Origin of the sequence: Bifidobacterium biavatii DSM 23969, from assembly GCF_000741165.1 — a bacterium.
Classification (GTDB): domain Bacteria; phylum Actinomycetota; class Actinomycetes; order Actinomycetales; family Bifidobacteriaceae; genus Bifidobacterium; species Bifidobacterium biavatii.
Map to the genome: position 1 here is coordinate 138,563 of NZ_JGYN01000030.1, position 20,329 is coordinate 158,891.

Annotated in this window: 16 protein-coding genes; 3 read left to right on the forward strand and 13 right to left on the reverse strand. The window is 64.9% G+C overall.

Features of this window, described 5'->3' with window-relative positions; translation table 11 throughout:
• Nucleotides 1-354: 354 nt before the first annotated feature.
• On the forward strand, nucleotides 355-1,209 hold the full coding sequence (locus tag BBIA_RS10090; protein ID WP_081892314.1) for a FadR/GntR family transcriptional regulator: 855 nt from the start codon (nucleotides 355-357) through the stop codon (nucleotides 1,207-1,209).
• A 185-nt stretch (nucleotides 1,210-1,394) separates the two neighbouring features.
• Here the strand turns inward: BBIA_RS10090 and BBIA_RS10095 are convergent, their stop codons facing one another.
• The 9 genes from BBIA_RS10095 to BBIA_RS10135 all read right to left on the reverse strand — a co-directional run bounded on the left by BBIA_RS10095 (nucleotide 1,395) and on the right by BBIA_RS10135 (nucleotide 12,409).
• Nucleotides 1,395-2,357 carry a dihydrodipicolinate synthase family protein gene (locus BBIA_RS10095; protein WP_033495660.1) on the reverse strand — a complete coding sequence of 321 codons (963 nt, stop codon included), beginning with the start codon at nucleotides 2,355-2,357 and terminating at the stop codon, nucleotides 1,395-1,397.
• 244 nt (nucleotides 2,358-2,601) lie between these two features.
• Nucleotides 2,602-3,447 carry an ABC transporter ATP-binding protein gene (locus tag BBIA_RS10100; protein WP_033495661.1) on the reverse strand — a complete coding sequence of 282 codons (846 nt, stop codon included), beginning with the start codon at nucleotides 3,445-3,447 and terminating at the stop codon, nucleotides 2,602-2,604.
• Complete coding sequence (locus BBIA_RS10105) at nucleotides 3,444-5,519, reverse strand: dipeptide/oligopeptide/nickel ABC transporter permease/ATP-binding protein (protein ID WP_081892282.1); 2,076 nt, start codon at nucleotides 5,517-5,519, stop codon at nucleotides 3,444-3,446. Before BBIA_RS10105 ends, BBIA_RS10100 begins: the two co-directional genes overlap by 4 nt.
• 2 nt (nucleotides 5,520-5,521) lie before the next feature.
• Nucleotides 5,522-6,478, reverse strand: a complete 957-nt coding sequence (locus BBIA_RS10110; RefSeq protein ID WP_152600630.1) for an ABC transporter permease — start codon at nucleotides 6,476-6,478, stop codon at nucleotides 5,522-5,524.
• Nucleotides 6,479-6,764: 286 nt separating this feature from the next.
• Nucleotides 6,765-8,336 carry an ABC transporter substrate-binding protein gene (locus BBIA_RS10115; RefSeq protein ID WP_033495664.1) on the reverse strand — a complete coding sequence of 524 codons (1,572 nt, stop codon included), beginning with the start codon at nucleotides 8,334-8,336 and terminating at the stop codon, nucleotides 6,765-6,767.
• Nucleotides 8,337-8,659: 323 nt separating this feature from the next.
• Nucleotides 8,660-9,328, reverse strand: coding sequence for an N-acetylmannosamine-6-phosphate 2-epimerase (locus BBIA_RS10120; RefSeq protein ID WP_033495666.1), 669 nt, complete (start codon nucleotides 9,326-9,328; stop codon nucleotides 8,660-8,662).
• Nucleotides 9,329-9,529: 201 nt separating this feature from the next.
• A complete protein-coding gene (locus BBIA_RS10125; protein ID WP_033495668.1) occupies nucleotides 9,530-10,546 on the reverse strand; it encodes an ROK family protein in 1,017 nt (338 codons plus the stop codon).
• Nucleotides 10,543-11,463, reverse strand: coding sequence for a DUF4862 family protein (locus tag BBIA_RS10130; protein ID WP_033495670.1), 921 nt, complete (start codon nucleotides 11,461-11,463; stop codon nucleotides 10,543-10,545). The genes BBIA_RS10125 and BBIA_RS10130 overlap by 4 nt, the downstream gene beginning before the upstream one ends.
• A 298-nt stretch (nucleotides 11,464-11,761) precedes the next feature.
• Nucleotides 11,762-12,409: a DUF5701 family protein gene (locus tag BBIA_RS10135; protein WP_033495672.1), complete on the reverse strand. Its 648-nt coding sequence runs from the start codon at nucleotides 12,407-12,409 to the stop codon at nucleotides 11,762-11,764.
• A 317-nt stretch (nucleotides 12,410-12,726) separates the two neighbouring features.
• Between BBIA_RS10135 and asd the strand changes: the two genes are divergently transcribed.
• Nucleotides 12,727-13,821: an aspartate-semialdehyde dehydrogenase gene (gene asd, locus BBIA_RS10140; RefSeq protein ID WP_033495674.1), complete on the forward strand. Its 1,095-nt coding sequence runs from the start codon at nucleotides 12,727-12,729 to the stop codon at nucleotides 13,819-13,821.
• Between the two features lie 308 nt (nucleotides 13,822-14,129).
• On the opposite strand, the gene BBIA_RS10145 is transcribed toward asd, so the two are convergent.
• The 4 genes from BBIA_RS10145 to dnaX form a co-directional block, all read right to left on the reverse strand.
• The gene (locus BBIA_RS10145; protein ID WP_033495676.1) at nucleotides 14,130-14,714 is read right to left on the reverse strand and encodes an ACT domain-containing protein; all 585 of its coding nucleotides are present in this window, start codon (nucleotides 14,712-14,714) and stop codon (nucleotides 14,130-14,132) included.
• An 87-nt stretch (nucleotides 14,715-14,801) separates the two neighbouring features.
• Nucleotides 14,802-15,566: an aspartate kinase gene (locus tag BBIA_RS10150; RefSeq protein ID WP_035138353.1), complete on the reverse strand. Its 765-nt coding sequence runs from the start codon at nucleotides 15,564-15,566 to the stop codon at nucleotides 14,802-14,804.
• 125 nt (nucleotides 15,567-15,691) lie between these two features.
• Nucleotides 15,692-16,294, reverse strand: coding sequence for a recombination mediator RecR (gene recR / locus BBIA_RS10155; RefSeq protein ID WP_033495678.1), 603 nt, complete (start codon nucleotides 16,292-16,294; stop codon nucleotides 15,692-15,694).
• Nucleotides 16,295-16,390: 96 nt separating this feature from the next.
• Nucleotides 16,391-19,477, reverse strand: coding sequence for a DNA polymerase III subunit gamma/tau (gene dnaX, locus BBIA_RS10160; RefSeq protein WP_033495680.1), 3,087 nt, complete (start codon nucleotides 19,475-19,477; stop codon nucleotides 16,391-16,393).
• Nucleotides 19,478-19,613: 136 nt separating this feature from the next.
• Between dnaX and BBIA_RS10165 the strand changes: the two genes are divergently transcribed.
• Nucleotides 19,614-20,234: a TetR/AcrR family transcriptional regulator gene (locus BBIA_RS10165; protein WP_051923971.1), complete on the forward strand. Its 621-nt coding sequence runs from the start codon at nucleotides 19,614-19,616 to the stop codon at nucleotides 20,232-20,234.
• Nucleotides 20,235-20,329 lie beyond the last annotated feature (95 nt).

Consider the following 20,329-nt stretch of genomic DNA (forward strand, 5'->3'; position numbering starts at 1 on the left):
GGGCAGCGGCCGTGGCGGCTGTTGCCCGGGCACGTCTGTACATGTCCTGTTATGTCGTGGTATGATGAAAGTTGTCAGATGTCTGATAACTCAGCGCAGAGCCGTTCACGCCTGACCGGCACGTCCCGCAAGGCGGACGGCGATTCGCCGCAGTCAGCACCGGACGCCGCTCATCCGGCAAACCCGCACCCCTGTCGGAGCGAAAAGTATCGCAATAGGAGCAAAACCTAGTCGTGCGTTGTGTTTGCGCACTATTGTGATGCACAGGACCCGCCGGGGGAACGGTGGTACCGAATGCGACACACCAACGACAACGTCGCACCCCGCAAGGGCAAACAAGACAAGGAGCGTATCATGAGCAACCCATCCGGTTCGGCCGCACTTGAGACGCCGAACCAGAACGGGAACCGAGTCCAGATACCGGGCGATGAAATCCCAGACGACTACACCCAGCAGGAATTGGCGATGCTGGCCCGTCTATCGCTGCAACACACGCCTACTGTCTCCGCGCGCAGCCGTTGCGACGAGACGATGGACGCCATCAAATCCTATATCCTGCACGAGCATCTGCAGCCCGGCGACGTGCTGCCGACCGAAGCGCAGTTGTGCGACACGATCGGCGCCTCCCGATCCTCGGTGCGCGAGGCCGTGCGCAAGCTCGAGGCGCTGAACATCGTCAAGGTGGAGCACGGCAAGGGCACATTCGTCGGGTCACTGTCCCTGGACCCGATGGTGGAGACACTCGCCTTCCGGTCGATGGTGTCCGTGGGCAAGAACTTCGCCGACCTGCAGGACGTGGTCCAGCTGCGCCGGTTCCTGGACCTCGGCTGCGCCGACGAGGTGGTAGCCTCCCTGGCGAACAGCGAGCAGCCCCATCTCATGAAGCTCGCCGACTCCATGACCGCCACCGCGAAGGACGGCAAAACCTTCCTCGCGCTGGATATCGACTTCCACATGGGCATTCTCGACTCGATCGGCAACACCATCGTCAAGCAGATGGTCCGGTCCCTCTGGCTCGTCCACATGGCGGTGCTCCCCCAGCTCGGACTGCCGGTGTCCAGCGAACTCGACCGCACCGCCTCGGCCCACCGCCGCATGCTCGACGCCGCGCTGGCGGGCGACATCGACGCGTATCGCCAGGCCGTCGTCGACCACTACGAGCCCATCGAATCCATCCTCAGACAGCGTATCGAAGACGGTAACGAGTAATCCTCCTGCTCTCTTCCACCGCTTTCATTCCTCGTCCAACGCATTCCACACGCATCAAAAAGGCGGGGTCGGTTCCGGGAACATTCCGGAACCGACCCCGCCTTCGCATTGGAGGAGAACAGGAAAGGAAAGAAACGAATACTGGCCGCCGAGCCGTCAATCCGGTCAGCGCCAGCGGTTTAGACTCAGTCGATTACGGTAGAAGCGCTCACCTCCTCGGCCGTGCGCACCGGTTCCAGGCCGCATTCGCGCAGCACGCGGGCCACGGCCTCCACGTTCGCACCCGTCAGCGCGCGCACCGGATTGGGCATCTGGTTGGTTTCGAACACGCCGAGCAGAGCCATGGCGGTCTTGAACGCGCCCACGCCGGCGCCGAAGCCGGAGACGCCGGAGGTGACGTTCACGATGTTCATCAACGCGGCGAGCCTGTCCTGCTCGGCGCGCACGGTGGCCCAGTCGCCGGCCTCATAGGCCTGCCACATGCGCACGTAGCCGGTGCATTCCACGTTGCCCAGACCCGGCACGCTGCCGTCGGCGCCGGCCATGTAGGCGCCGTCCACCACAACTTCCTGGCCGGTGAGCAGCACCAGCGGATGGCCGGCCTTGCGGTTGGCATCGCACAGGAAGCGGAAGGAGACGTCGTCGTTGGAGGAGTCCTTGACGCCGGCGAGCACGCCGTCGAGGCCGAGGCGGATGAGCAGGTCGCCCGGCAGCTTGACGTGCACGCATACAGGGATGTCGTAAGCGAACAGTGGCAGGTCCACGGCCTCGTGGATGAGGCGGAAGTGGTTCTCAATCTCGGGCAGTCCGCCGAGCGCATAGAACGGCGCGGTGGCCACGATGGCGTCGGCGCCGAGCTCGGCGGCCACTTTGGCGTGTTCGATGACGCGCTCGGTTTCCGTGTCGATGCAGCCGACCAGCACCGGCACGCGTCCGGCGGTGTATTCGATGGCGGCTTCGATGATCTCGCGGCGGCGGGCGTCGGTGCTGAAGGCCACCTCGCCGGAGGAGCCGAGGAAGAACAGGCCGTTCACGCCCGAGTCGATCAGACGGTCGACGGAGCGCTTGAAGCTGGCGCGGTCGAGTTGGCGGTCGGCGGTCAATGGGGTCACGACCGGAGGGATTACGCCGCGGAAAGTGGTGTTCATGATGGTTTCCTTATGTCTGTGTGTCTGTGGGGCTGGTTCGTCGGGAAAGGACGATGGATGGATTCGCGGGTCGGAATTGGACGGGGGAAGGCGATCGGATCTGCCGGATCGACCGGTCAGCCGGCGGCCGCATCGGCGGGAATCATCGATGATCCCGCCGGCTCGGCTGCCGGCGTGGCTACTGTGACCGGAAATCATATGCCCGGACGGGACCGGTACGCCGCCCAGGACGCCGCCCGGACGCTCAGATGCACTCCTCCGGCGTCGGGTGCAGCAGCGACGGCGCCGCACCCAACAGCAGTTTCGTGTAGTCGTCCTGCGGGTTATTCAGCACGTCCCGGGCCAGACCGTGCTCGACGATGGTGCCGTGGTTCATCACGACGATCTCGTCGGAGACGTAGCGGACCGTCTGGATATCGTGGCTGATGAACACCATCGACAAGCCGAGTGACTTCTTCAGATCGGACAGCAGGTTGAGGATCTGCGCGCGCACGGACACGTCCAGCGCGGAGGTCGGCTCGTCGGCGATGATCGCGTCTGGGTTGAGCGAGAGCGCGCGGGCGATGGCCACGCGCTGCCGCTGGCCGCCGGACAGCTGCCCCGGCAGCGCGTTGAGCGCGGACTTCGGCAGGCCGACCATGTCGATGAGTTCGTAGGCGCGCTTGCGGCGTGCCGCCGGATCGCCGAGCTTGTGCACCACGAGCGGGTCCATGAGCTGGTCCTGCACGCTCATGCGGGCGTTGAGCGCGGTGGCCGGGTCCTGGAAGACCACGGAGACTACGCGGCCGATGTCCATGCGCTCCTTGGCGGTGCGCTTGGTCACGTCCTGCCCCTTGAAGAACACGTGGCCGCCGGTGACGGACTGCAAGCCGCACATCACGTTGGCCGTAGTGGACTTGCCGCAGCCGGACTCGCCCACGATGCCGATCGTGCGTCCGGGCATGAGCTTGAGGTTCACCTTGTTGACCGCCGTCACCTTCTTGGGATGGAACAGCGTGCCTGCGCGCGTGGTGAACACGACTTCGGCGTCCCGCAGCTCGATGATCGGGGTTGCGCTGCCGTTGGCGTTGCTGGTGGTTGTGCTGCTCATCGCTGTGCTCCCTTCAGGGCTTCCGCAGCCTCCCGGGCGGCCACTTCCGGAGTGGGTGCGAACCAGTCGTAGGTGAATGCGGGCGCCGGCGAGGGCTCCGGGTCGTCCGGCAGACAGGCCACCATGTGCTGGGTGCCGGGCACGCGCTTCATGACCGGGTGGACGTCGAGTCCGCGGTCCGGGTGCGAGGAACGCGGCGCGAAGCGGTCACCCTTGGGGAAGTCGGCCGGCGAGGGCACGGTGCCGGGCACCTGATGGAGGCGTCCCTGTCCGGCCTCGATGGAGGTGACGGAGCCGAGCAGGCCGCGCGTGTACTCGTGGCGGGGATCGGTGAGGATCTCCTTGGTGGATGCCTGTTCGACGACCTGGCCGGCGTACATGACGGTCACCGAGTGGGCGACCTTGGCCACGAGCGCCAGATCATGGCTGACGAAGATCATCGCGAAGCCGAGCTTCTCGCGCAGCTCGTTGAGCAGGTCGATGACCTGCTTCTGCACGGTCACGTCGAGTGCGGTGGTCGGTTCGTCGGCGATGATGAGCTTCGGGTCGCGGGTCAGGGCCATGGCGATGAGCACGCGCTGGCGCTGGCCGCCGGACAGCTCGTGCGGATAGGATTCCAGCGTGCGCTTCGGGTCGAGGCCCACCAGTTCGAGCAGCTCCTCGGCGGTGCGGGTGCCGCCGCGCTTGGTCAGCTGCTTCATCTGCGCCTTGATGAGCATGGACGGGTTGAGGCTGGAGAGCGCGTCCTGATAGATCATGGCGATTTCGTGGCCGCGCAGGGCGTTGTGCTCCTTGGGGCTCATGCCCACGAGGTTCTTGCCGTCGAACAGGATTTCGCCGCTGATTTCGGCGCGCGGGTCGAGCAGGCCCATGATGGCCAGCGAGGTGATGGACTTGCCGCAGCCGGACTCGCCCACCAGGCCCATGGTTTGTCCGGCGCGCACGGCGAAGGACAGGTGGTCGACCACGTTCACGTCGCCGTGGCGCGGGAACTTGATGCACAGGTCGCGCACTTCGATGACCGGCTTGGCTTGGGACAGCGGGATGAAGCGGTCCTTGCGCTTGAGCTCGGCCTCGCGCAGCTGCGCGAGACGCTTGTCGAGGCTTTCCTTCTGAGCGGCGTAGGCGGCCACCGGGTCCACGAGCAGGCGGTCCTCCTTGCGGCTGAGCTCCCTGCCCTCCTCGCTCTGCTGGATGGGGGCGGTGGGGGCGGCCACCATGGCGTCGGTGATGCCTTCGGACAAGATGTTCAGGCACAGCACGGTGATCATGATCGCCAGGCCCGGGAACATGGCCTGCCACCAGTAGCCGTAGAGCACGCCGGCCTTGGCGGAGGACAGGATGTTGCCCCAGGTCGGGGTCGGTTCGGGGATGCCCGCGTTAATGAACGACAGGGACGCCTCGAACACGATCGCGTCGGCCACGGACAGCGTGGTGAACACCATGACGGGGGCGGCGATGTTGCGCGTGACGTGCTTGCAGAGGATCCACGGCGCGCGTGCGCCGGAGACGATCACCGCGCGCACGTAGTCCTTGCCGTATTCGCTGATGATGTTCGCGCGCACGATGCGGGCCACCTGCGGCACGTACAGCACGCCGATGGAGATGATGATGCCGATCATCGATTGGCCGAGGATGGAGACGAACACGGCGGCGAGCGCGATGGTCGGCACGGACATGACCACGTCGATCAGTCGCATGATAATTTCGGACACCCAGGTGCGCGAGACCGCGGCCACGGCACCGATGACGGAGCCGACGACGAGCGCGAACGCGATGGAGCTCAGGCCAATGACCAGCGAGTACCGTGCGCCGTAGATGACGCGGGAGAAGACGTCGCGGCCGAGGTTGTCGGTGCCGAACCAGTGGTCGGCGGTGGGTGCCTGATAGCTGAGGGTGATTTCGGTCGGGTTGTGCGGGGTCACGACGGACGCGAAGATCGCGGCCAGTGCGAGCACTGCGATGACGATGACGGAGATGCGCGTGCCGATGCTCATGCTCGACCAGCGCTTGACCCTGACTTTGGTATTGGGTTTGTTGAATTCGCGGGTTGCGTTGTTGCTTCCGAGCATCGTCACACCGTCCTGATTCGCGGGTTGATGAGGACATAGAGCAGGTCGACGATCACGTTGACCACCATGAAGGCCAGTGCCACGACCAGTGCCACGCCCTGCACGAGGGTCGGCTGGTTGTTGTTGATGCCGTCGAACATCGCAGTACCCATGCCGGGCAGTGCGAAGATGACCTCGATGACGATGGCGCCGCCCATGAGGTAGCCGATCTTCATGCCGAGCATGGTGACCGGGGTGATCAGCGCGTTGCGGAACACGTTGCGGGCCACGACCACGCGCTTGGGCACGCCGGCACCGATGGCAGTGCGCACGTAGTCCTTGTCGAGCTCCTCGACCATGGACGTGCGGATGATGCGGGTGAGCGAGCCGGCCACGGGCAGGCCGAGCGCGAAGCTGGGCATGGCCATGCGGGCCAGGTATCCGGCCGGGTCCTGGGTGAAGGCGGGCAGTTCGCCGGCGCCGGGCAGCCAGGCCATTTTGATCTGCAGCACGTAGATGAGCAGCACGCCGAGCCAGAAGGACGGGGTGGCGATGGCGATGATGGAGACCACGCGGATGGCCTGGTCGACCCACGTGTCGCGGTACAGGGCGGCCAGCACGCCGAAGATGACGGCAAAGACGATGGCGATGAGCAGGCCGATGAAGGTCAGCTGGAGGGTGATGGGGAATGCGGTGGCGATGCGGCCGCTCACCGGGTCCTTGTTGACGCCGTAGACGCCGAGATCGCCGCGCAGCAGCCCGCCGAGATAGGAGAAGAACTGCTCCCACCAGGGGCGGTCGAAGCCCATTTCGTGCCGGTAGGCGGCGAGCGCCTGCGGGGTGGCGTTTTCGCCGAGGGCGGCGACGGCCGGGTCGTATTGGGAGAAGGACATCAGGAAGTAGACCAGGAGGGTCACTCCGAATGCCATGAACGGCAGGGCGATCAGTCGTCTGCCGAGAAGGCGTAGCAGGTTGTTCAATGGGACTCCCTTGTCGGATTGTTCAAGACAGGTGGTTCAGGGTGGTTCATGATGGCTTGCAGAACGGTGCTCTATCGGGCTTAAACCGCTGCATTCCTTTTCCTCGGCTCCCCTTGTCAGGGGAGCTGTCACGAAGTGACTGAGGAATAGTCAGAACCCATCGTGTCAGGTCTGAAGACTAGTTCTGCAACGGCATGGCCCTCCCGTCTCGCGGACGTTCAATGGCCCGCGGGACGGGAGGGCCTTCGATGGCTGGCTACGGTGTCTGCCGGAGCGGCGCTATCGACTACTTGTTCAGCTCGGCGTTCACGAGGTTGATGCCGGTCGAACCGATCGCGTCGACACTCTTGAACACACCCTTCTTGAAGGCGGTGGTCGTCTGGCGGTGGAACAGCGGGTAGAGCGGGACCTCTTCGCTGAGCAGGTCGAAGCACTGGTTCCAGTAGCCTTGGCGGTCGTCGTCAGTGGAGGCGTCCAGCGCCTTGTCCATCAGCTCATGGAGCTGGGTGTAGCCTTCGGATCCGTTCCAGAAGGTGCGAGTCTTGGTCCAGGCGTTGTCGCCGTACCACCAGTTCATCAGCAGGTCGGGGTCGTTGCCGAACACGGACGGATCGCCGGGGGCGAGCACCATCGAGAAGTCGGCGCCTTCCTTGTCGGTGATGTTCGGGTAGAGGGCGGAGGACGCCATCGACTGGATGTCCACGTTCATGCCGATTTCGGCCAGATCGTTCTTGATCTGCGGGGCCAGCTGGGTGATCCAGGAGTGGTCGGTGGTGTAGAGGGTGAATTTGAGCTCGCCGGTCACGCCGGCTTCCTTGAGCAGTTCCTTGGCCTTCTCCACGTTCTTGGTGTAGACGTTGCTGGCCTTGTGGTAGTTCGAGAAGTTCTCGGGCAGGAAGCTGGTGGCCGCGGAGGCCTGTCCGGACATCTGGTTGTCGATGAGCTTCTGGGTGTCGATCGCGTAGAAGACGGCCTGACGGACTTCCTTCTTGTCGAACGGGGCCTTCTTGGTGTTGAACATGAGGAACGGCAGGTTGAAGCCCTGGACGGTTTCCAGTTCGGAACCGGAGGATTCGAGGGTCTTGAAGGCGTTGGCGGGCACCATTTCCATCACGTCCACCTTGCCGGCCTGCATGGCGGTGACGCGGGCAGTGTCGTCCACGGATACGTTCCACACCATGTGCGCGGCCTGGGCGGGGTGGTCGCCATTGTACTGGTCGTTCTTGTCGAACTTGACCTGCTGGTCGGTGATCTCCGTGTACTTCCACGGGCCGGAGCCGACCGGCTGCGCTTTGAGATCCTCGTCGCTCATGGAGGAGGGGACGATCTGGATGAGGGCGAGACGCTGCTTGAACATCGGGAACGCGCGGGTGAGCTTGAAGGTCACTTCGGTGTCGGACTTGGCCTCGGCGGATTCGATGAAGTCGAGCATGGAGATGTACAGGCTGTCCTCGGCGGTGGTGCGCTTGTAGGAGGAGACCACGTCGTCGGCGGTGACCGCGGTGCCGTCGGAGAACTTGGCTCCGTCGCGCAGCGTGACCACGTATTCAGTGTCGGACACCTGCTCCGGTTCGCCGGCGGCGAGCGCGTTGAACACGGAATAGTCCGTATAGTTGAGCGCGTACAGCGGTTCGGTCACGTGCCAGTTGCCGGCCATGGCGAGGGCGCTGGACGTGGTGGAGGGCGAGAAATCGCGGGTTGCGTATGCGACCTGCGCCGTGATGGTGTCGGTCACGGCCGTGCCGGTGCTCGCCTTGCCTTGGGTGGTACCGTTGCCGCCGCCGCATCCGGCGAGCAGCATGAGGCCCGCTACGGTCGCCGCCACGGCGGCCTTGAATTTTCCGGTCTTCCTGATCATTGGTTCTCCTCGTCGTTGAGTGCATGTAGGACCATCGTTCGAAACGAGACGGTGCCTTTCCTGATGTGAGATGGGTGATGTTTCCGATGGTGGATGATGATTGCTGATGGTTGGTGATTGCCGGTTCTCGCCATGCCGATCGCTCGGTTGGGGGTCCACGAGAACCTGTGGCGTCGTCGTCGAACTGACTTAATGATAAGACGTCTGATGTCTGATTTCAAGTCGGGAGTGTTGCGGGTCACGTTAAGGCAGAGACGCGACGGCCGCATCAGCCGAAACGGCCGGAAATCGACCAGGACAACCGCCGTCTCAGCTCATGCGGCCTACAGCTGCGCCACGAACCAGCGCGTGATGCTCATCGGATGCGTGATCGCGGTGCCCACCACGGCGGCCCATGCGCCGGCGGCCATCACCTGACGCAGCTGGGCGGGCGTGTGGATGCGCCCCTCGCACAGCACGGGCACGTCGGGGAACGCCTCGATCATCCGATCAAGCAGTTCGAAATCCGGGCCGTCGGTTTTCGGCCGGTCTCCCGTATAGCCGGACAGTGTAGTGGAGATGATGTCGGTGCCGGCCTCGACCGCACGCTCGGCGTCGGCGAAACTGCCGCAGTCGGCCATCACGAGCACGCCTTCGTCGTGCAGGGCGTGCACGGTGTCGGCGTAGGTCAGCCCGTCCGGCCGGGGCCGTCCGGTCGCGTCGATGGCGACGATGTCCGCGCCGGCCGCCGCGCAGCAGCGTGCGTGACGCAGGGTCGGCGTGATGTACACGCCTTCCTCGCCGTCCTTCCAGATGCCGATCACCGGCACGCTCACCTGTCCCTTGATGGCGGCGATGTCAGCCAATCCTTGGCAGCGTATGCCTACGGCGCCGCCCTCGACGGCCGCCATGGCCATCTGAGCCATCGTCTCCGGATGGCGCAACGGCTCGCCCGGATACGCCTGACAGCTCACCACGAGCCCGCCTTTGATTCGTTCGATCGTCTGATGCATGGTATTGCTCCTTACCCCCTCTTCGACTCCCCTGTCAGGACATCGCCGTTAAGCAAACGCTGGAGGCGTTTGCAGGTGATGTGCGAGACGGCAGGCGAGCCAGCAAACTGCGGGCACAGCCCGTCCTCAGTTGCAGGCCGAGACTTCGGCGGAGCCGACTGAGGGTGGTTACTTGAAACTACAGTGAATTCAGTGCAGTCGTTATCGAGACTGCTCATGATGCTGCGCGGCAACCGCCGCGCCGATAAGCGGCGCGTCGCCGCCGAGCTCGCCTTCGACGAGCGGCGTGGATTTGACCAGCGCGAGCGCCGATTCCGCAAATCCGGCTCGCAGGGCGTCCCACCAGATCGGTCCGGCCTTGACCACCGATCCAGACACCACGATCACGTCCGGATCGACAAGGTTGCCCATGCCGCCGATGCATTCGCCGAGCGCGCGGGCGCTGTCGGCCAGCACCTCGCAGGCCAGCGCCTCGCCCGCGGAGGCGCGGGCAGCCACATCCGCGCCGCCGGCGACCGGTTCGGGAACGCCGCCATCGCCGTCAGCGGTAGTCGTTTCCCCCGCGCGCATCGCTTCGCAACGCCGGTTGTACAAATCCTTCAACCCCGTGCCGGACGCCACCGGCTCGATGTGTCCTTCTCTGGTGCCGCACGAACACGGAAAACCGCGGCCCAACGCGCTCGGCACGTGTCCGGCGTGACCTGCCACGCCGTGCGCGCCGGTGAACAGCATGCCGTCCGTCACGATGGCACCGCCAATGCCGGTGCCCACGCCGATCGAGAGCACCACGGACTTGCCGCGACCGGCCCCGTAACTGGCCTCGCCGAGTCCGTGCGCGCCCACGTCGCCGATCATGCGCACCGGCAGATCGGTGACGCGCGCGAACGCGTCGTAGATGCGCTGCCCGCACCAACCGGGCAGGATATCGGTAGCGGCGACGATCACGCCGGTCTCACTGTCCGGCACGCCGGCCGCTGCGATACCGACGCCCGCGATCGTCAATCCTTCGGCCGCAGCACGCTCCAGCTGACGTACGGCGAGCGCCACGATGCGCTCCCTGAGATCGTCGCCGCCGCGCGCGGCCTCGGTCGGCATCTCGCAACGGCCCGTCACCGCGGGCGTCCCGTCGGCCGCAATCGGCAACGTCACGAATCCCGAGGCGACTTTGGTGCCGCCGATGTCGAACGTCAGGTACGTGGACGAAACGGGCCCGCTCATGAGGTCGCCGCCTTGGCGACCGCATCATGGATGCGTTCCAGATATCCGAGCCGCTCCTCGATGGCCGCGTCCGCGGGAACGCATACTTTGGCGCCCAGATAGTCGAGCGGGGTGTCCTGTTCGCGCGCGGCCCGCACGGTTGCCGCGATCGCCGCGGCGTCCATGAGCGAGGTCGGCTCGTCCGGGCGCATGGGCAGGTGTCCGTCGATCCAGCCGTATCCGTATTGGGTGGCTTCCGACCCCGCCCCGGAGAACATGAGGCCCTTGAGCACGCCGGCCTGCGCAGCCTGGGTTACATGGTCGACCGCGGTGGCGGCGGCGCGGCCTTCCACCACGGAACGCCCCCAGTTCACGGTCAGTCCGATGCCGGCTTGGAGGCACAGATCGATTTCGTCCTCAATGGGCAGGAATCCCTTTTCCGGTTGTTGCCCGTCAATGTACTTGTCGCAGTGTTCGATCACCAGTTCGGCTCCGGACCAGTCCCACCACGACATCTCCTCCAGCGAGGCGGCCATGGCGTCGCGGCTGGCCCGAGCGGTGGGCGCCGAATGGATCTCGACGAATCGGACGTCTTGGGTGCCGCGCCATTGCGCGAGATCGGCGATCGCATGGCACGCCTGCGCCATGAGGTCGAGGGCGGCTTCGCGTCCGGCTGCGTCCGGGCTGGCGAGGCCGAAGTTCGAGTCCTTCCAGACGTGCTGCATGGTGCCGGGGATGACGGTGACGGTGTTGCCGTGCCAGTGCTCGGGCAGGGCTCCGGCCAGCCAGATGCGGTCCGCAGTTTGCGCAAGGTCGCCGGGGAAGGGCAGTTCGGTGCCGGCGATCCACGATTGTCGCCCGAGCAGGTTGTAGTAGGCCTCTTGGGCTTCCCGCCCTTGAGGCAGCGACGCGTAGGCGCCGACGACGAATGATGGCATGCTGGTTTCCTCCTTGAAAAGCTGGTGCCGAGACATACCCATCCTACTATCATCAGACGTCTGATGTCTAATCTCCGGAGCGTCCGGCCGTCGCTCCACAAAACAGCATCCTGCAACCGACCGTATCGGCGACCTAACGGCCCGCAACCGCCGTTCTATCAGCAACGACCGGCATTCGTCAGCGACTATCAGAAACTGACAACATCCAGCAACATCCGACACATCCACATCAAATGGAAATCACCGGAATCCATCAGCAACAGCCGAAATCCATCAGCCTCCGACATCAACGGTCCTGCTATCTGAACAAACTCACGCCGCGACGCGACATGCAGTACGCGTTGCCCAGCCACGTATGTCGCGAATTCGGCCACACCGCGCCCAATCGCGGCGCGTTCTGGCTCATCCAAATGCTCGGCACGCGGCCGTCGGCGCTGCGTGAGCCGAGCAGGTTGAACCCGTTTTTCTCCAGCAACCATTCCGGATGCTGCGTCGCGATCGCGAGCCCCTCCTCGAGCGTGAGCGGAGTGCGCTCGTCCGAGTCGATAAGCTTGCGCGCCACATCCGGCTCGCGATTGATGTAACACGTGCCGGTGTGCGGTTCGACAACCAGATAGAACGGTCCCTCCGGCGGTTCGAAACCGTCCTGCGGCAGGAAGCTGGCGATATCGCGCGGCGGCATCGTCGTGAATCCGGCCATGCGGTAGATGCTGGTACGCGCGATCAGCGATTCGGGCGACACAAGCTCGCGCGTCGGAATCAGCAGAATATCGACGCCGAGCCGGTGCTGCGGATCATCAGCGTCCGGATCGCACTGCTCAAGCGCGTCGATGAGCGGCCGCGCGAGCGCGCGAAACGCGGCGGCGGAAACGTCCGCCACATCCGGGTACCCCAACGCCACCAAACGGTCCAACTGCTTGCGTGCTTCATCCGATGCGATCGACATAGCTCCCAGCCTACCAGCGGCGACATCCTCCGCATGTTCGCGTGATCGACACCTTTGCGCGAACATACAGACGTTTCGGACGCCATCATCCTCCGTATGTTCGCGTACGCATCGCGATCGCGCGAACATACAGAGGATCGAGGCGGTCTCATCCTCAGCACCCGCCACAGCCAGACCGCCACAGCCAGCCCACAGCCCACCTACAGCAGCCAGCCCGGCCAGCATATGGGAGCGCGCGCGCCGTTAGGCGGCACGGCTCGTAAGATGGTCGGCAAACTTACGTTTCCGCATCAGTCCGCACAAACATAGGGGTTGGTATGTCCGAAAAACTCAAGGTCGGCATTCTCGGCGCGACCGGCATGGTCGGCCAGCGTTTCGTCACGCTGCTCGAGAATCACCCGTGGTTCGAGGTGACCACGCTCGCCGCGTCCGCACACTCGGCTGGTAAGACGTACGAGGAGGCGGTCGGCGATCGTTGGAAGATCGAAACGCCGATGCCGGAGTACGCGCGCCACATGACCGTGGTCGACGGCGACGACGCCGAAAAGGTCGCGTCCGGCGTTGACTTCATGTTCTCGGCCGTGAACATGCCGAAGGATCAGATCCGCGCGATCGAGGAGCGCTACGCGAAGACCGAAACGCCGGTCGTGTCGAACAACAGCGCGCACCGCTGGACGCCGGACGTGCCGATGGTCGTGCCAGAGATCAACCCGGAGCATTTCGCGGTGATCGAGCACCAGCGCAAGCGTCTCGGCATCACGCGCGGCTTCATCGCCGTCAAACCGAACTGCTCGATCCAGGCGTACACGCCGGCTCTGGCCGCATGGAAGGAGTTCGAGCCGCGTGAAGTCGTCGTGAGCACGTATCAGGCGATTTCCGGCGCGGGCAAGACGTTCAAGGACTGGCCCGAGATGGTGGGCAACATCATCCCGTTCATCTCCGGCGAAGAGGCGAAGAGCGAGAAGGAACCGCTCAAGGTGTTCGGCCACGTGGACGACGCCAAGGGCGAGATCGTGCCGTTCGACGGCCCGCTGCGCATCACGTCGCAGTGCATCCGCGTGCCCGTGCTCAACGGCCACACCGCCACCGTGTTCCTCAACTTCGGCAAGAAGGCCACGAAGGAGGAGCTGATCGACCGTCTCGTCAACTACACGTCCCAGGCCGCCGAACTCGGCCTGCCGCACGCGCCGAAGCACTTCATCCAGTACCTGACCGAGGACGACCGTCCGCAGGTCAAGTTGGACGTCGACTACGAGGGCGGCATGGGCGTCTCGATCGGCCGTCTGCGCGAGGATTCGATCTTCGACTGGAAGTTCGTGGGACTCGCGCACAACACGCTGCGCGGTGCGGCCGGCGGCGCGCTCGAATGCGCCGAGATGCTCAAGGCACTCGGCTACATCACCAAGAAGTAAGCCGCTCACGCACTCAAGTGGGCAAATCCTTACATCCTCCGTCCGGACCTATCGGGCGGAGGATTTTCCATATCGGAATCATTCCATTACCGTGACCTTTAAGATAACGCATCGTCGCAACTATCGCGAAGGTCACGCAAAGCACCCTGTCTGCGTGGCCTTCGCGACGCTACGGCGCCATTTCTATCCCGAATGTCACGCAAACTGCCACGCTACCGTGACATTCGGGATACTGCAGCTCCGTCATCATCCCGAATGTCACGCAAAACCGATTTGCGACCGGACCGGCAACCGGACCAGCAACCGAATCAGCGACCAGTGCCGCCGTAGACGACGGCTTCGATCTGGTCGGCGTCGAGGCCGTACGCGGTATGCAGCGCACGAACCGCGTCGTCGAGCTGCTCAAGCGGCACAAGCGCGGCGATACGGATCTCGGACGTCGAGATCATGAGCACGTTAATGCCCTTCTCGCTCAGCGCCGTGAAGAACTTCGCGGCAAGGCCGGAGTGCGTCTTCATGCCGACGCCCACCACGGCCACCTTGCCGACCTTCGTGTTCACATCGAACGAGCGATAGCCGAGCTCCTCGTGCTTGTCGAGCAGCACGTCCTGCACCTGCTGCACGGTCGACTCCGGCACGGTGAAGGAGATGTCCGCGGTGCCGACGGACGCGCCGGCCTGCACGATCATGTCGACGTTGATGCCGGCGGACGCCAGTTCGGTGAAGACCTTGGCGGCCATGCCCGGCTCGTTCGGCACGCCGCGCACGGTGGCGAGCGCTTCGGAACGGTCGTGCGCGATGCCGGAGATGACCGGCGCTTCGGGGCCGAGGTCGGGGAACAGGTCGCCCATGGACTTGTCGTCAGTGGTTGCGTTGGTGGTGTTGTCGCTCATGTTGGTTGCCTTACTCGTTTAAAAAAGTTCGATGTTGTACTGATGTTCGCCGATATTCGCCGATGATCGCCGCGTGTGCGTCGCAGGTCAGTCCAGGTTCGGCAGCATGCGCGGGTCGACGCCGTCCGGCACGACGAGCGTGCCCGGCCGATGCGAGAAGGAGCTGCGCACGTGCAGCGGCATGTTGAATCGCTGCGCGTATTCGACGCAGCGCAAGGCGAGGACCTTGGAACCGCAGCTGGCCATTTCGAGGATCGCGTCGTAGCCGATCGCGGGGATGCGGCGCGCGGTCGGCACGATGCGCGGGTCGGCGGTGAAGATGCCGTCCACGTCGGTGTAGATCTCGCAGATGTCGGCGCCGAGCGCAACGGCGAGCGCGACAGCGGACGTGTCGGAGCCGCCGCGGCCGAGCGTGGTTGCGTCGCCCTTCGCGTTGATGCCCTGGAAGCCGGCTACGATGGCCACGTCGCCCATCGACAGCGCGTTCTTGACGCGATCCGGCTTGACGGCTTTGATGTGGGCCGCGCCATAACGCGCGTCGGTGAAGAAGCCGGCCTGCTGCCCGGTGAACGAGTGCGCGCGGTCGCCTTCCGCATGAATGGCCATGGCAAGCAGGCTCATGGAGATGCGCTCGCCGGCGGTCATGAGCATGTCCATTTCGCGCTCGGGCGGGTTGGAGTCGATGCTCAGCGCCTGATCGATCAGATCATCGGTGGTGTCGCCCATCGCGGAGACCACCACGGCCACCTTGTTGCCTTTTTTCTTGGTTTCGACGACGCGCTTGGCCACACGCTTGATCGAATCGGTGTCGGCGACCGACGAGCCGCCGAACTTCTGCACGATGAGAGCCACTGCTGTCCATTCTCTCTATGGGTTTGCTGCCGCTTAATACTATCTAAGCGGCACGATTATACGGATTCCGGGCTTTCCCCCGTGATCGCCCACCCACCATGCGGACAGCACACTCACCGTCGCGGCTACGCCTCGCGGCGACCGGCGAGCGCACGGCCGAGCGTGATTTCGTCGGCGTATTCGAGGTCGGAGCCGACGGGCAAGCCGCTGGCAAGCTTGGTGACCTTGATGCCGAGCGGCCCGAGCAGGCGGCTCAGGTACGTGGTGGTCGCCTCGCCTTCGATGTTCGGGTCGAGCGCAAGGATGACCTCCTGCACTTCGCTGGTTTTGAGCCGTTCGAGCAGTTTGGGGATGTTGAGGTCGGCGGGGCCGACGTTCGCCATCGGGTTGATCGCGCCGCCGAGCACGTGGTAGAGGCCGCGGTATTCGCGCGTGCGTTCGATGCTCATCACATCCTTCGGCTCTTCGACCACGCAGATCACGCTGTGATCGCGGCGCGGGTCGACGCACACCGGGCACGGGCTCGTCTCGCACACGTTGCCGCACACGTCGCAGAACCGCACTTTTTCCTTGACTTCGGTGATCGCGTCGATGAGCTGCTGCGCCTCCTCGTCGGACGCGGACAGCATGTAGAACGCGATGCGCTGCGCACCCTTCGGCCCGATGCCGGGCAGGCTCGCGAATGCGTCGATGAGGCGCTGGATCGCGCCGTCGTATGCAAGTGCCATGTCAGTCCTCTCCTATGCCGGTTTTGTGCATGCCCGGTGCAGGCCGTTGGCGGTTCGGCCGCCGGGATTCCGCCTGTCCCGGTTCCACCTTGGGCATCAGTCGTCGTACTTGTTCGCTTGGGCGAGATTGCGCGGGTTCTTCGGGTCGTCGGCCTTGAATTCCTCGACCTTTTTGACGTCGAAGAACTTGGTCAGCTCGTCGATGCTCATCGCGGTCGCGGTGCCGAGCGACTGGTCGCTCATCGAATACTCGTCCTCGTCCGGGTCGACCTGCGGAGTCGTCGGAATGCCGGCGGGCAGGTCGGGCGCAAACGGATCGTCCATAGCCGCGGGACCGTTGCCGACGGGACCGCCATTTGCCGGACCTGCCGGACGCGACATCGGATGCCCCCACGGATCGACGTCGTACTGCGGGTCGATCGGCTGGCGATGATCGTCGAAATGATGCACGACGGGCTGGTCGTTGGCGTTCGCTGCGTTCGACGGACCGTTGCCCGCCGCAAACGTTGTCGGCTGCGACTGCTGCGGTGCGGACTGCGCCGATCGCGACCACGGATCGTCGTCCGGCGGCGCGACGGTAGGCAGCGGAATCGGCTGATTCCACGGATCGTCATCGGCCGCAATGCTGGTCGTCGGATTGGCGTTGGCCGCCGGGCTGCCGACGGGAAACGAACCGTGCGCCGGCCCGTCGCCGATCGCCGCGGCTGCCGTCTGATCACGATCGTTGGCAGACGGTTCCGCCGGCCGCTGCGGCTGCACGGGTTGTGCCCACGGGTCGGTGTCGTCGCTCATGTCCGGCACGGCGACGTGCTTGTGATGATGCTCAGGTTGGTCGGCCGCGTCGCGGTGCGCGGACGCGACGGCAGTACCGCCGTTCGTGTTGTCGGACGATACCGCCCACGGATCGTCATCCACCGCGGGCGTCGACGTCTGCACGCGCGTCGACGATGCGACGGCCGGCTGATTCCACGGATCCTCGTCATCGGACAAGGTTGGCGACTGTGCGGCCGGCGGAGTCGACGCTGCCGGCTGCGACCACGGGTCACCGTCAATCGCCGCCGACGGTTGCGCGGGAGACGTTCGGTGAACGTCGTCATCGTCGGCGGACGACGATTCGCCGGTCGCGGCCGGAGCGGCCTGCGATTCGGGTTCCTTGCCGGAGGCCGCGGGCTTCGCCTCCGCGGACGACTGCGCGGCGAGCGTGGCCGACTTGAGGCTTTCCTGCAGCAGCTGCGCCTTGATGCGCTGCTGTTCGTCGGCCGGCAGATCCTTGAACGCCGGTGCGGCGCTGCCGTTCGCCATCTTCTTGGTGGGGGCGAGCGACACGTTCGCGCCGAACGTCTTGTGCACTTCGGAACGCAGAATGGCGACCACCGACGTGGTGCCGTCCACCGCTTCGGTGGCGACGGCGAGCGCGAACGCGTACTTGTTCAGCGGCTTGTCGAATTTGATCCACAGGCGCGGGTGCGCCGGATCCTCGGTGAACAGGATCTTCGGCACGCGCGTGCGGTCGACGTACCGGCGCACGTCGGCCGGCAGGGCCGCCACCAGCGCATCCCACTTCTCGTCCGGCGTACGTGGCGATTCCTCAATGGGCGCCGATGTGGCTTGGGCCGGCTGCGTGGACGTTTCTCCAGTCGCACTGCGCACGCCGGCACTTGAAGGAGAGGACGGTACCGAGCTGCCATTTTCTCGGGCCCCTCGACTGAAGGGACTGTCAGCCGCAGACTGACTGGGGGAGCGTACGCTCGATCCCTCTTGAGACTCGGACTGGGACTCGGATTCAACCGCCGAAGATTCCAGATTGCGGGCGGCGCCCGCGAAACCGATGTGCTGGTTGCGGGAGGCTCCGGCGAAGCCGGAGTGCGCGGAGGCGCGACCTTCGGACGCTCCCCCAGTCGCGCTGCGCGCTCCAGCGTCCTGCAACTGCGGACGGCCTACGGCCGCGCTCTGCTGGCTCGCTGTCGCTCGCGCCTCGCCTAGAAACGCCGCCGGCGTTTCCTTAACGGCTCGGCCCTCAGCCGAGGGGGCCGAAGCTCCGCCTGCTTCGAAACCGGAGCCAGCGGCCGTCAGTGCGCCTTCGCGGCTGGCGAGCAGTCGCGCGGCGAGCAGTTCGAGGCGCATGCGCGGCGAGATCGCGCCGGTCATCGCTCCGAGCGTCGTGTTGATCGTGTCGGCCATCGCGGTTAGCGCGGCCAGGCCAAGTGCCGAGGCCTGACGCTGCAAATCGGCCATGTCCTCGCCTTCGGCCGTGTCGGACATCACCGATTCCGCACGCTCCCCCGCCAACGTGAGCACGAGCAGATCGCGCACGCGCGCCAGCAGATCCTCCACGAACCTGCGCGGGTCGAATCCGCCGACCACGACTTTCTGAATCACCCCGTACAGCGCCTCGCCGTTGCGGTCGATCACCGCGTCAACGGCCTCGCCGATCAGTGTCTCCGGCGTGAAGCCGAGCAGCGCGACCGCCGAATCGTGCGAGATCACGCCGTCCACGGCACCGACCATCAGCTGATCGAGCACGGACAGCGTGTCGCGCACCGAACCTCCGCCGGCGCGCATCGCGAGCTTGAGCACGCCAGGTTCCGGCTTGATCGACTCCTTCTCGCAGATCGTCTCCAAGTACGGGCCCATGATTTCGGCCGGCACCAGGCGGAACGGATAGTGGTGGGTGCGCGAGCGGATCGTGCCGATGACCTTGTCCGGCTCGGTTGTCGCGAAGATGAACATGACGTGTTCCGGCGGCTCCTCGACGATCTTGAGCAGCGCGTTGAAGCCCTGCTGCGTGACCATGTGCGCCTCGTCGAGGATGAAGATCTTGTATCGGTCGCGGGCGGGCGCGAAGCCGGCGCGTTCGCGCAGTTCGCGCGCGTCGTCGACGCCGTTGTGGCTGGCCGCGTCGATCTCGACCACATCGATCGAACCGGGGCCGCCGGTGGCGAGATCCTTGCACGACGCGCACTCGCCGCACGGATGCGAGGTCGGGCCCTTCGCGCAGTTGATGCAGCGCGCGAGAATGCGGGCGGAACTGGTCTTGCCACAGCCGCGTGGGCCGGAGAACAGGTAGGCATGGGTGAGCTTGCCCGCGTCGAGCGCGCGCATCAGCGGGATCGTGACCTGATCCTGCCCGATGACCCCGTCGAAGGTGTCCGGTCGATAACGTCGATACAGTGCAAGTGCCATGCCCACCAACCTACCGCAAGCCGGGTATCCGGCCGACTCGCGGCTTCCCGCCCCACGCCGACACTTTTTGACGCACTGTCAACAAAATCGGCCTACACTGGGACAGGATATGGATTCTCCAGTGGCAGGAGTGGTTATGGCCCGCAAGAACCCCAACGCCGAAAGCATCGGCAACGAACACGAAGCGACGCGCGGCGACGCAAGACGCGCGCAGATCATCCGGGCGGCACGCGAGGCGTGCCTGGCGACCGGATTCGCCAAACTCACGATCAGCGACATCGCCGAACGCGCCGACATGACGCGATCGCTGTTCTATCACTATTTCGAGGACAAGGACGCGGTCGCCGACGCGGTCATCGACGACACGATCGACTCGATGCTCGGCAAGCTCACGCAGTGGAACGCCGAACGCGAGCCGGGCAACATCGACAAGGCGCTCGACAACATCGTGCGGCTCACGCGCGCGATCATCGCCGACGAGGGCCCGTTCAGCACGCGGCTCATCCAGTCGGGCAACGCGGAACTGTACATCAAGTTCATCGACCGCATCGCCGACCGCATCGCCGACTTCTTCGACCGGACCACCGTGCGCGACTTCGAGAAGATGCATGGCATGCCGATTCGCAACGTGCACGAGTCGTTCTATGTGCTCATCGTCGGCCTGATCTCGCTTATCCGACAGCATCCGGAAACGCCGGACCGCGTCATCAAGCAGGTCGTCGCGCAGACCTTCCACATCGAAAACTATCTCGCGTAGCCGAATAGCCGACGACGAGGCCCGATCGTGGGCATAACCGTATGAATGCTGAACCAGATGGCGCGAATCATAACGCTATCTCTCATCTGTGAGGC